The organism is Sorangium sp. So ce394 (genome assembly GCF_051474665.1).
Taxonomy (GTDB): domain Bacteria; phylum Myxococcota_A; class Polyangia; order Polyangiales; family Polyangiaceae; genus Sorangium; species Sorangium cellulosum_D.
The window spans coordinates 12,553,202-12,564,671 of record NZ_CP150339.1; the positions used below are offsets into that span (position 1 = coordinate 12,553,202).

At 70.5% G+C, this 11,470-nt stretch carries 10 protein-coding genes; 2 read left to right on the forward strand and 8 right to left on the reverse strand.

The window, feature by feature from the left end; all coding sequences use genetic code 11:
• Window positions 1–38: 38 nt before the first annotated feature.
• The 5 genes from WMF33_RS46360 to WMF33_RS46380 all read right to left on the reverse strand — a co-directional run bounded on the left by WMF33_RS46360 (window position 39) and on the right by WMF33_RS46380 (window position 4,808).
• Window positions 39–1,469: a non-reducing end alpha-L-arabinofuranosidase family hydrolase gene (locus WMF33_RS46360; RefSeq protein WP_437334556.1), complete on the reverse strand. Its 1,431-nt coding sequence runs from the start codon at window positions 1,467–1,469 to the stop codon at window positions 39–41.
• A gap of 627 nt (window positions 1,470–2,096) precedes the next feature.
• A complete protein-coding gene (locus tag WMF33_RS46365; protein WP_437334557.1) occupies window positions 2,097–2,675 on the reverse strand; it encodes a hypothetical protein in 579 nt (192 codons plus the stop codon).
• 283 nt (window positions 2,676–2,958) lie between these two features.
• Complete coding sequence (locus WMF33_RS46370) at window positions 2,959–3,135, reverse strand: hypothetical protein (protein ID WP_437334558.1); 177 nt, start codon at window positions 3,133–3,135, stop codon at window positions 2,959–2,961.
• Complete coding sequence (locus tag WMF33_RS46375; RefSeq protein WP_437334559.1) at window positions 3,132–3,728, reverse strand: DUF4291 domain-containing protein; 597 nt, start codon at window positions 3,726–3,728, stop codon at window positions 3,132–3,134. The genes WMF33_RS46370 and WMF33_RS46375 overlap by 4 nt, the downstream gene beginning before the upstream one ends.
• A gap of 129 nt (window positions 3,729–3,857) precedes the next feature.
• Complete coding sequence (locus WMF33_RS46380; RefSeq protein WP_437334560.1) at window positions 3,858–4,808, reverse strand: LysR family transcriptional regulator; 951 nt, start codon at window positions 4,806–4,808, stop codon at window positions 3,858–3,860.
• A gap of 74 nt (window positions 4,809–4,882) precedes the next feature.
• Between WMF33_RS46380 and WMF33_RS46385 the strand changes: the two genes are divergently transcribed.
• On the forward strand, window positions 4,883–6,130 hold the full coding sequence (locus tag WMF33_RS46385; RefSeq protein ID WP_437339583.1) for an MFS transporter: 1,248 nt from the start codon (window positions 4,883–4,885) through the stop codon (window positions 6,128–6,130).
• 48 nt (window positions 6,131–6,178) lie between these two features.
• Here WMF33_RS46385 and WMF33_RS46390 read toward each other — a convergent pair whose 3' ends face one another.
• On the reverse strand, window positions 6,179–7,270 hold the full coding sequence (locus WMF33_RS46390) for an aldo/keto reductase (protein ID WP_437334561.1): 1,092 nt from the start codon (window positions 7,268–7,270) through the stop codon (window positions 6,179–6,181).
• A gap of 227 nt (window positions 7,271–7,497) precedes the next feature.
• On the opposite strand from WMF33_RS46390, the gene WMF33_RS46395 reads away from it, so the two are divergent.
• Complete coding sequence (locus WMF33_RS46395) at window positions 7,498–8,052, forward strand: hypothetical protein (protein ID WP_437334562.1); 555 nt, start codon at window positions 7,498–7,500, stop codon at window positions 8,050–8,052.
• Window positions 8,053–8,064: 12 nt separating this feature from the next.
• Here the strand turns inward: WMF33_RS46395 and WMF33_RS46400 are convergent, their stop codons facing one another.
• Both WMF33_RS46400 and WMF33_RS46405 read right to left on the reverse strand, forming a co-directional pair.
• Window positions 8,065–9,429 carry a DUF1552 domain-containing protein gene (locus WMF33_RS46400; RefSeq protein ID WP_437334563.1) on the reverse strand — a complete coding sequence of 455 codons (1,365 nt, stop codon included), beginning with the start codon at window positions 9,427–9,429 and terminating at the stop codon, window positions 8,065–8,067.
• Window positions 9,426–11,183: a DUF1592 domain-containing protein gene (locus WMF33_RS46405; RefSeq protein WP_437334564.1), complete on the reverse strand. Its 1,758-nt coding sequence runs from the start codon at window positions 11,181–11,183 to the stop codon at window positions 9,426–9,428. The genes WMF33_RS46400 and WMF33_RS46405 overlap by 4 nt, the downstream gene beginning before the upstream one ends.
• Window positions 11,184–11,470: the final 287 nt, after the last annotated feature.

The following is an 11,470-nucleotide window of genomic DNA, read 5'->3' on the forward strand; positions in this document are numbered from 1 at the left end:
TGCCGAGCTGCCCCCCCTTGCCCTGCGCGCACCCGCGCTCACGGCACGGCCGTGAGCAACCCGAGGCTGTACTCGTTCAGGTCGTAGCTGCTCCCGGCCCGAGTGCGGCCCTGGAACAGGTATCGCATGTTGCACGTGTCGATCGTCATCGTCTCGTCGGGGTTGTCGCGGAGCATCTCGCCGTGGCTGATCCCGTCGTTCGACCAGCCGGCGCCGGTGACGTTGCTCTTCCCCGCGAAGGGGTTGGCCTGCGTGGTCGCGAGCGGCGTCCACGCCCCGTCGAGCCTGTCCGCCGTCCAGGAGCGGAAATACCGGCCATCGCCGATGGCCTCGTGGATCAGCATGTACTTGTTGCTGCCCTTGATCTTGTAGACGTTGGCGGCCTCGAACAAGGCGAACCTGGAGTCGCTCAGGGCGATGACCGGCGTGCCGAAGCCGTTCGGGAAGCTCGACTTGCTGGTCTGGCTCCGATAGAGATGCCCGTTGTCGTCCGAGAAGAACAAGTAGCAATTCGCGTCGTCGCAGATCACCCAGAAGTCGATCCACGTGCCCGAGCCCTTGTTCTCGGTGACGATGGCGGGCTCCCTCGCGATGAACGTCTTCGGCGCCGACCAGGACCTGACGTCGCTCGGGTTCGTGCTTGTCGAGTAGGCAGGCGGCTGTGTCTGGTAGACGAGGTACCACAGCTTCTGCGGCGAAAAATAGAAGAGCTGCGGGGCGCACTTGTAGCCGGTCAGGTTGCGGTTGGTGCTCAGGTTCGTCTTCGGCGCCGCCCCGGCCTGGTTCCAGTCGGTGAAGTTCAGATACGTCATGTTGTAGCCGCCGGCGTAGTGCGTCGCGTACACGTGCCACTTGCCGTCATGGAAGAGAACGGTCGGGTCCTTGATCGACACGGAGCCGCTCGGCGGCGTGATCAGCGGGGGCGACGCCGTCCATTCGAAGCTCGTGGGCACGCCGCAGCCAGAGCCCGTGCTGCCCCCCGCGCCGCCGCCGCCCCCCGCGCCGCCGCCGGTGCTCGTGGACCCGCCCGCGCCACCGCCGCCGCCCGCGCCGCCGGCCCCGCCCGATCCGGCGCCGCTGCTCGCCGAGGAGCTCGCGGACGAGCTCGAGCTGCTGCTCGAGGAGGCGCTCGCGCTGGCGCCCGAGCCTCCGCCGCCGCTCACCGACGCGATCGTCGGCTTCCCGGTGCCGTTGGCGCAGAACCCCCACGTGGCCGAGGCGCCCGGACCCAGCGTACCGTTGTAGTTCTCGTTGGCCGCCTGGATCTGCCCGCCCGACGCGGTGACGCGCGCGTTCCACGCGTTGCCCAGCGTCGAGCCGTTGAGCCCGACGACGACCCCCCAGGAGGTGACCGCGCTGTCGCCCGTGTTCTTTACAGTGACGTTCGCGCAGTACCCGGTTCCCCACTGCGATTGCAGCGCGAGGTCCGCCTCCAGGGTGCCGTCCGGGCTCTTCAACCCGGAGTCCACCGATTCGCTGTCTTCGTGGTCGGAGAGCCCGGAGATGCAGCCGAGCGAACAGAACGCGACAGAGGCGGAGATGCAGCTAAGCAAATAGGTGATGCGCATAAGGGGTCTCCAGGGCCGGAGCGGCCGAACTGCAAGGTTTCGCCGTCGAGCAGCCGCCACACGATGCCTGTGTCGATGACCACACGCGGCATGGAGCCGAGGCGATGCTGAAGAGGTGCGAGCGCGTGTCGGGGCTCGTGGCCGTGACCGCCGTCACACCGCAGCCAGCCTGCGGGAACAAAGGAAAAGAATGCTACCGCGCCCCAATGTGAGCGTTCACATGATCGATGTCAACGCCAATTCACCGACCCGCGGCCATCCATTCTGAATGTGGATGAAAGACTCGAGCATGGATGGATTCCATCCGCCCGCGCGCTGCGTCCCTGGCCCGACGAGCGCGTCGACATCGGGACCCGAGGTGGGAGCCCTGAAGGTGAGCGCGCACATGAAGCTCCAGGTCCGCTCTTCGCGATCGCCGCGGGCTGACGGGAGACGCCCTACGGGGTCGTGAACCGCTATGGCCGTTCGCGCGCGCGAATCGAGGTCGGGCCTCGGCCGCGCACCGCGCCATCGGCCGCGCCGCGCGGCTCAGCCCAGGCGCTGCTGCAGGCGGTGCAGGTGGTGCTCCTCGCCGTTCAAGGTCAGCACCGCCATGAACCCGTTGCGCACGAGCTCCCCCTCGAGCCTGAACTCGTGCGTCCCCGGGGTAACCGAGGTGTCGACGATGCGCGCGATCTCCGGCTCCAGGGCGGCGCCGGGGTAGCTGTAGATCTCGAGGCGCAGCGCGCAGGCGCGCTCGATCGTCGCGCGCGCGACGAAGGCGCCCGCGCCCTCGGTCACCGAGAAGGCGCGCCCGAGCTCCCCCTCGACGGAAGATCGCCTGAGCGCCCATGCGATCTGCTGGCCGGCGATCGGGGCGTACACGTTCAGCACCATCACGTCCTTGTTCTGCTCCTTGAAGCGCGCGTGGAGGCGCGCCCGGGTGGCGGCGTCCACGCCGCCGCCGATGGTGATGAGGTCGAAGTCGCCGGCGTGGAACTCCGCGTCCGCCGACTCGCTCGACGTGCCGACCGCCGAGTGCCCCTGCTGGTTCAGCGCCGCCACGCTCCGCTCGAGGATATCGGCCCTCTTGCCGATGACCAGGATCCTCTTCGCTCTCGATGCCATGCTCTCTCCTCCCTCGGGAGCTGCCGACGCGCGTTATCGGAACGCCCGTCACGAGAATGCCGCTCCCTCTCCTGATTCGTGGTTCATCGCCCTCGCCTCGTCGGCGGGGGCGCCCGGAGCGCAACATGCAGCAGCGCCTCTCGAGCGTTGGACTTCACGCCAATGTATTGGAAGAATTCTGCTCCTTTGTTGTTCGCGCGCGCCGTGCGCTTGCTGCGCGTCCGACCGCGACCAGGCTTGCTCCAGCGTGCCTCGATCCGCCGCTGCCAGAGGACGGCGGCCGTCAGGACGCCGCGAGCGCCCGCAGCTCGGGGACGCCGCGGTGGAGCCGGTCCGGATGGAAGCTCAAGGTCACGCGCAACGTCGGGTCGGCGCTCTCCCCAGCGCTGAGCGCAGCGACATGGGCGAGCGCCCGCGCTTGCGCCGACCCGACCGGCGGAGTCCAGCCCTGTCTCGTCATGGGTCGATGAGCAGCCGCTCGGCGATCGTCCCGTCGACGGCGTAGCGCCTCTCGCGAGGCAGCAGCTTCGCCGCGCTGTCCGCGCGGCCGGCCTGCATCTGCTGGTACATCTTCCGGACCAGGGGGGTCCTGTCCTCGATGGCGGCGACCCAGCTCTCTGCGTACTCGCGGATGAGGTCGCGGCCGATGCCGACCTGGATGCTGTAATAAGGCAACGGGCCGCCTCGGAGGTTGCGCTCGGTGTCCCACTGGACGTGCACCTTGGCTTCGGCGAACGCCCTGCTCCACGCGTCCGGCGCGCGGAACACCGTCGCTTCCGGGGAGGTGAGGACGGCGAGGGAGAGCGCCCGCTCCCAGCCGGTCCGCCGGACGCGGACGGCGAGGATCCGCTCCTGACCGGGCTTTCGCCCCCAGTTGCTGCGGTGCATGAGCCAGAGGAACGACGGCTTGATCCACGTCATGCGACCGAACGAGAACGGAGCGACGAACCGCTGGGCGGCGAGCGCGGGCTCGGCGATCGCCGGCGCGTAGGCCTGGTACACGACGATGGTCTCCGCGTCGTAGTCCGCTCGGATCTCGTGAAGCTTCGGCATGCGGTCCACTCTCGCGATCGCCGTGACCGGAGGGCAGACTACCCTGCGGGGTCGTGAATCGCCACGCGGCCTCGACCGCCGCGCGAGCGGGCGCCCGCTCGAGGCGGGCCCATGCCGCGCGCCGCGCGGTCAGCCGCGCCGGGCCGCCGCGCCGTCGACCACCGCCGGCACGGACGCCCGCATCGCCTCGATGAAGCGCCGCAGCCGGGCCGGATAGAAGCGCGCCTGGGGATAGACCAGGTAGACGGGCAGCGGATCCGCCTGCCACGCCGGCGCGAGGTGCAGAAGCCGCCGCGCCGCCAGGTCGTCGGCGACCAGCCAGGACGAGCTCACGCAGACGCCGAGGCCCATCAGCGCGGCGCTGCGCAGGGCGTACAGGCTGTCGGTGCTCATGCGCGGGCGGATCGCGAGCTCGATCCGCTCGCCGCCCGACGCGTGGGTCAGCGCGATCGTGTCGCGGTAATACGTGCGCAGCGAGAGCCAGGGCAGGTCGGCCAGCGCCGATGGATGATCCGGCGGCGCGACCCGGCCCAGCACCGAGGGCGCGGCGGCCACGATGCGCGGCACCTCGGCCAGGCGGATCGCCACCACCGCCGGATCGGCCACCGCGCCGACCAGGATCGCGCAGTCGATGCCGTCGGCGATGAAGTTTGGCGGCCCGTCGCGCAGCAGCCACTCGACCGAGACGCGCGGGTAGCGGCGCAGGTAGTCGGCCAGCGGCTGGACCAGCTGGTGCTGGCCGAACGCGTGCGGCACGACCACGCGCAGCGTCCCGTCGGGCTGGTCGCGGTCGCCCCGCAGGTCCGACTCGAGCGCGTCCAGGCTCGCCAGCAGCGCCTTGGCCCGCTCGAAGCAGCGCTCGCCGTCCTCGGTCAGCTTCATCGTGTGCGTGGAGCGCTGCAGCAGCGGCAGGCCCAGCGATCGCTCCAGCGCCTGCAGGCGGCGGCTCACGGTGGGCTGCGTCGTCCCCAGCTGGGCGGCCGCGGCCGACAGGCTCCCTGCCTCGACGATCCGCACGAACGTCTGCAACAGGGCGACGCGGTCCATCGACGGTGGGGAGGGCGGCGCCGGCCTGGTCATACGTCGAGCGTATAACCGTCGTGCGCCCCACGCCACTACAGCGCCGGAGCGGCGCTCCACAACCTGCGTGCACCATGCAAGCCATTCCGCTGACGCATACAACCCCTGCCCTCCAGCCGGCGCCCGCCGCGTCCGCGGCGCCCCTGCCCGCCGCCCTTGTGCTGCTGCTCGCCACCGGAGCGGGCCTGGCCGCGGCCTCGCTCTACTACAGCCAGCCGATGCTCGGCGTGCTGGGGGCCGACCTCGGCGCGGGAGGCCGCGCGCTCGGCCTCGTGCCCACGCTGGCGCAGCTGGGCTATGCGCTGGGCATCCTGCTGCTTGCGCCGCTCGGCGACCGTTACGATCGGCGTCGCATCATCCTGGCCAAGGCGGCCGTGCTGGCGGCCGCGCTGCTGCTCGGCGGCGCCGCTCACGGCATCGGCGCGCTGCTGGTCGCCAGCCTGATCACCGGCCTGACCGCGACCCTGGCGCAGGACATCGTGCCCGCGGCCGCGACGCTGGCCCCCGAGGCGGACCGCGGCAAGGTGGTCGGCACCGTCATGACCGGCCTGCTGCTGGGCATCCTGCTGTCCCGCGTGGTCAGCGGCTTCGTGGCGGAGCATTTCGGCTGGCGCGCGGTGTTCGTCGCCGCCGCGGCGAGCATCGCCCTGCTCGGCGCGGCGATGTGGCGCGGGCTGCCGCGCTTTCAGCCGACCACGCGGCTGAGCTACGCCGCGCTGCTCGGCTCCCTGGCCGAGCTGTGGAGGCGCCACGGCGCCTTGCGCCGCGCGGCGCTGGCCCAGGGGCTGCTGGCGGTGGGGTTCAGCGCGTTCTGGTCCACGCTCGCCGTGATGCTGCACGGCGCGCCGTTCCACCTCGGCAGCGCGGCGGCGGGGGCCTTCGGCCTGGCCGGCGCGGCGGGCGCGGTGGCGGCGCCGCTGGCCGGCCGCATCGCCGACCGCCGCGGGCCCGAGCTGGTGACGCGCATGGGCGCCGCCCTCGCGGTCGTGGCGTTCGCCGCCATGGCGCTGTCGCCCTGGCTGTCGGCCCACGGGCGGCTGTGGCTGCTCGGCGCCAGCGCCGTCGCCTTCGATTTCGGCATCCAGGCCGCGCTGGTGGCGCACCAGACCATCGTCTATGGCATCGAGCCCGGCGCGCGCAGCCGCCTCAACGCCGTGCTCTTCGTCGGCATGTTCGTCGGCATGGCCCTCGGCGCCGCGCTGGGCGGCGCGCTCTTCGCTCAGTGGGGCTGGCTCGCGGTGACGGCGCTCGCCTCGTCGACGGCGGCCGGCGGGCTCCTCGTCCGGCTCTGGCCGGCGGCGCGCCGGGCGCCGCGCGCGTGACCGCTCGCGAAGGTCGACCCCCGATACCCGGCCTGCGCGTGGAGCAGCTCAGTAGTGCTCGCCGCGGCGCTGCGGCATGATGGGCGAAGGCTGCGACGCCTCCCCATTGATCGTGGTCCCGCCGCCGTAGACCCCCGGCGCGAGCCGCAGAAAGGGGATGGGGAACGGCAGCTGCGGCGCGGAGACCGCGTCGAGCGCCGCGACCTGCTCGGCCGTCAGCGTCACATCGAGCGCCTGCACGTTGTCCTCGATGTGCGCGAGGGTCCGTCCTCCGATGATGGTCGACGCCACGCCGGGCTGCGAGCGCACCCACGCCAGCGCCACGCGGGGAACCGTGGTGTCCAGCTCCTTGGCGATGCGGGCGAGCGCATCGACGATCGCGTAGTCCTTCTCCTGCACCCGTCCGGCGACGATGGCGGCCCGGCCTCCGGTCACCTTGCCCGCGTTCTCCCGGGTGTACTTCCCGCTCAGCCGACCGCTCGCCAGCGGCGACCACGGCACGACGCCCAGCCCCAGCTCCCGCGCCATGGGGATGAGCTCACCCTCGACGGTGCGCTCGGCGAGCGAGTACTCGATCTGCAGCGCGATGAACGGCGCCCACCCGCGGAACTGCGCGAGCAGCTGCGCCTGCGCGACCTTCCATGCCGGGGTATCCGAGATGCCGAGATAGCGGACCTTCCCCGACTGCACGAGGTCGTGCATCGCGGCGACGGTCTCCTCGATGGGCGTGTGCTTGTCCCAGATGTGCAGGTAGTAGAGGTCGATGTAATCGGTGCGCAGGCGGCGCAGCGACTGCTCGCAGGCCGCGACGATCGCCTTTCGGTTGGAACCGCCGCCGTTGGGGTCGCCGGGGTAGAGGTTGCCGCTGAACTTGGTGGCGATGACCACCCGGTCGCGCTTCTCCCGGTCGTGCGCCAGGTGGTCGCCGATGATCTTCTCGGAGTGGCCGCGCGTGTAGAAGTTCGCGGTGTCGATGAAGTTGCCGCCGAGATCGAGGTACCGGTCGATGATCTGCTCCGACTCCTTCACGCTCGAGCCGAAGCCGGGGCCGAGGTCTTCGCCGAACGTCATCGCGCCCAGGCAGAAGGGGCTGACGCGGAGGCCTGAGCGGCCGAGGGTGACGTAGTGATTCAGGGGCATGGGCTCTCTCCGTGGGCTTCCCCGCTCGCAGATCCGCAGAGTCGCGGTTGCGCATGAGGGTCTTGGTTGAGCTAGACGGAACATTGTTCCGTTTCTACCCGGATCAATACGGAACGTTGTTCCGTTTGTCAAGGAGCAGCGCGGCCATGTCGTCGAGGATCCCGCAGGGGGATCACGAGGACGCTTGCGCGCGAGGGTGGCCGCCGTCTTCGTCTATCCTTGTCGCCATGAGCAAGCCCAGCAGGAGCGGTCGAGCTGCGCCGGCGGACGACGTGTTCGCCGCGAGGAGGCGCAAGCCGGTACCGCACGAGTTCGTGCTCGAGGCGCTGGCCGCGCTCGGGCCCGAGACGCGGCCGATGTTCGGCTGCGTGGCGGTCTATGTGGAGGACAAGATCGTCTTCGCCCTGCGCGACAAGCCCGCGCCGCCGCAGGACAACGGCGTCTGGCTCGCCACGTCGGAGGAGCACCACGCAGCCCTGCGCGCGGAGTTCCCCAACATGCGGAGCATCGCGGTGCTCGGGCGCGACGTGACGGGCTGGCAGGTGCTCCCGGCGAACGCGCCCGATTTCGAGGAGGCCGCCCTGCGCGCGTGCGCGCTCATCCGGGCAGGGGATCCGCGCATCGGAAAGGTACCGGGAGAGCGGCGAAAGCGGGGCGAGGCGCCGGCGAAGAAGGCGGCGGCAACGAAGAAGACGCCGACGAAGAAGGCGGCGGCGAAGAAGGCGCCGACGAAGAAGGCAGCGGCGAAGAAGGCACCGGCGAAGAAGCGCCGCCCCGGATGACACGTCCCCTGCTCAGGTGAGCGGCAGGGCGCCCCCGGTGTTCAGCACACCCTCGCCGAAGCTCGTCATGTCGTCGAAGCCCATGTAGTGGAAGCAGCTCACGAGCATGTCGGCGAAGGAGCGCTTGCCCCTGAAGTCGAGCAGCCGCCCGCGCCGGAAGTGGTCGTGCGCCTTGCCCGCGAGGACGACCAGGCTGTCCTCGATGCTGTGGGTGTCGCCCTGCCCGAGCTCGTTCCAGTGCACGACGAGCGTGTGATCCCAGAGCGTGCCGTCGCCGTCGCTCGTCCCCTTCAAGATCTCGTAGAGCTTGGTGTTCTGTTGCCAGAGGTGCTTGTGGATCTTGCGGATGTCGGCGAACGCGGCGGGGTCGCTGTTGTGCGAGATGTCGTGGTGCCCCTCGCTGAGGCCCAGGTTCGAGTAGACACGATTGCTGGTGTTGCCGCTCCAGTTGAAGTTCACCACGCGCGTCAGATCGCAGGCGAACGCCAGGGCGCTGATCTTGAAGAACAGCTCGCCGATGATCGCGTGGTTGTCGTCGTGGTAGGGGTTGAGCTTCTCGCCGAGCGGCGTCTGCACGCACGCGGCCGCGCCGTTGCCGGTCTGGAGCGCGCGCTCGACGTCGCGGATCGACTCGAGGTGCTGCTCTATCTTGACGCGGTCCTCGGCGCCGAGCCGGGTGAGCAGGGAGTTGCCCTCCTCGCGCACCAGATCGAGCGCCGATTGCCGCTTCGCCAGGCGCCTCAGCACCTCTTGCTGCGCGGCCTGGTCGTCGGCCGTGAAGGCGAAGATGCGGGCGTAGGCCGCGTACGGGTCGGTCTCCGGCGGGATCGGGGTCTGCTGGCCCGCGGGCCCCGCGTGAGAATGCGTGTTCCAGATGTCGTTCCACTTGTCTCCGACGCGAAAGACGAGGTGCCGGTGCGCGACGCGCTCGTCGGCTTCCAGCACGCGGCCGCCGATCGCGTGGTCGGCGCTCGGCCCCTCCACGTAACCGATGGTGCTCTCGGTGCCGCCGATCGGGAACGACCCGGTGCCGGACTTCCACGGCGCGAGCGAGCTGCCGCCCTGCTGGTGGTTGTCGGCCCGCGCGTCCTCCGGCAGGTCGTAGAAGCGCTTGTGCAGGTTGTTGAGGAACACGAGATCCTCGCGGTACGGCTCGAGCGGGGAGAGGAACTCGCCGAGCTCGAAGCTCGTCTCGCCGGCGGCGCTGAAGCGCTTCGCCGTCTCGTCGCCGTTCGCCTGGAAGACGAACATGATGCGCCGCGGGGACTGCGCCGGCTGGGCTCGCGCGCGGCTCGTCCGCATGGCGTCGAGGAACGGAAGCGCGAGCGCGACTCCGGACGCGCCACGCAGGAAGGTTCGGCGGCTCAGCGGTTTCATGGTCTCTCCGGGTGGATCACGGGGCGGTAGCGGAAGGCGTCGGTGCGCGTGAGCGCGACCACGAGCTCGGACAGGCTGTAGCCGCTCTCCTGGAAGGCGACCGAGAGCGACGCCATCGAGCAGCGATCGGCGTCGGTCCGGTCGCGACCGTAGAAGAAGCGGAAGTTCTGCAGCACGTAGCAGGCCCGCGCCTCCTCGCTCCCCGCGAGGCGCTGACCCAGCTCGGCGGCGTTCGCCACCGGGCCGTCGATGTCGCGCGTGTACGCGATGGTGCTGGAGGTGTCGACCGGCTTGCCGTCCTCGTCCGTGGTGCGGGAGCGGCCCACGGCGTCGAACGACTCGAACACCACGCCGATCGGATCCATCATCTGGTGGCACCCCGCGCAGGTCGGATCGGTGCGGTGGCGCTCGAGGCGCTCGCGCTGCGAGAGCCCCTCGCCGAGGCCCTCGAGGTCGAGCTGCACGTCGTTGGGCGGAGCGGGCACGAGCCCGCACAGGAGATCGGTGCGCACCTTGAGGCCGCGCCGGACGATGGAGGTGCGCGTCGCCTTGTCGCGCGTGAGCAGCATTCCCTGGGTGAGCACGCCCGAGCGGCCGGGCATGTCGACCCTCACGAAGTCGTCGCCGCTCACCCCGTCCACGCCGTAGTGCCGCGCGAGCGCGCCGTTCACGAAGCTGTGGTCGGCGGTGAGGAGCTCGCCGAACGAGCCGCCCGGGTCCGCGAACACGCTCATCACGAAGGCGCGCGTCTCCTCTTGCAGCAGGGCGGGCAGGCCGGACACGAGGCCCGGATACACCGCGGGATCGCGGGTCATGCCGCTCAGCAGGTCGATGTCGAGCCACTGGTCGAAGTACTCGAACAGGCGCTCGGCCTTGGGATCGGCGAGCATGCGCCGCACCTGGGCCTCGATCTGGTCGGGCGTCGCGAGCTCGTCGGCGGCCGCGGCGCGCGCGAGCTCCTCGTCCGGCTGCGACTGCCAGAGCAGGTACGAGAGCCGCGAGGCCATCTCGTACGGCGTGGGCTCGGTGACGTCCCCCGCGCTCTCCTTCCCGAGCTCGACGCGGTAGAGCACGTTCGGCGACTGAAGCATGCTGAAGACGACCCACTCGATGCCGTCCTGGAAGGTGTACCCGTCCGCGCCGGCGGTGAAGCGCTCCTCGTAGCTCTGGACCTCCGCCTCGGTGAGCGGCCTCCGGTACGCCCTGGCGCCGAAGGTGCGGATGAAGTCGCGCGCGCACTCGAGCTCACCGAGCGCCGCCGGATCGCAGGAGACCAGGCCCGGCGCCTTGGCCGCGACGGCGGCGATCTGCTCCGCGGCGTCGAGGTACTTCTGCGCGACGAGCGAGCCGACGGTCAAGAAGGCCGCGTTGTTGCGGAAGCCGAGCGACTCGGGCTCGTTCGGGAACGTGGCGACCGCCGCGTCGATGGTGGAGGCCACGCCCGGGACGCCGGCGAAGAGATCCTTCAGCGTGTTCGTGTATTCGTCGTTGCTGAGGCGGCGGAGCGGCGCCGCGCCGGGCTGCGGCGTCTGGCAGAAGGGCGAGGCCAGCACGTCCTCCGGGGGCTGGCCGCCCTCGGGCTCGCCCACGCCGCCGCTCCCAGCGCCCGGGCCGGGCCCCGTGTCCTCACCACCGGGCCCGCCGATCTGGCCGTTGCAGGCCGCGACGAGCGCGAGCAAGAGCGGCGCAGCGCGCCTGAGTCGTGAGCCGGTGAGCTCGAAAGGAAAGCGATGCGTGTGTTGCTCGGGGTTCACCGTCTCCTCCACGCCGCGTCCGAAGAAAGGCACGAGTCGGTGCGAGCGCCGACCCCAAGGGTCGACGCCGGCACGGGTTCACGCCGCTGCGACGCGACAGCGACGAGAGGAGAAACGTACCAGAGCTCGTTCGGTCAGGCACACGCCACGGACCGATCGCGAACACTTTTGTGCGCCAAAAACTCACTCGCTCATCCAATTTCTCTACTATCGCTGCGCCTTTTGAATCTCCACGGCAACTGCGCGCGATGCCTCGCGCGGCGCCGGACATCGCCGCGATAGTAATA

Coding starts and splice junctions, on each gene's coding strand:
- WMF33_RS46365 (WP_437334557.1), bottom strand. CDS start 2,675: ATGGCATCGAGAGCGAAGAGGATCCTGGTCATCGGCAAGAGGGCCGAT.
- WMF33_RS46370 (WP_437334558.1), bottom strand. CDS start 3,135: ATGACGAGACAGGGCTGGACTCCGCCGGTCGGGTCGGCGCAAGCGCGG.
- WMF33_RS46375 (WP_437334559.1), bottom strand. CDS start 3,728: ATGCCGAAGCTTCACGAGATCCGAGCGGACTACGACGCGGAGACCATC.
- WMF33_RS46380 (WP_437334560.1), bottom strand. CDS start 4,808: ATGACCAGGCCGGCGCCGCCCTCCCCACCGTCGATGGACCGCGTCGCC.
- WMF33_RS46385 (WP_437339583.1), top strand. CDS start 4,883: ATGCAAGCCATTCCGCTGACGCATACAACCCCTGCCCTCCAGCCGGCG.
- WMF33_RS46390 (WP_437334561.1), bottom strand. CDS start 7,270: ATGCCCCTGAATCACTACGTCACCCTCGGCCGCTCAGGCCTCCGCGTC.
- WMF33_RS46395 (WP_437334562.1), top strand. CDS start 7,498: ATGAGCAAGCCCAGCAGGAGCGGTCGAGCTGCGCCGGCGGACGACGTG.
- WMF33_RS46400 (WP_437334563.1), bottom strand. CDS start 9,429: ATGAAACCGCTGAGCCGCCGAACCTTCCTGCGTGGCGCGTCCGGAGTC.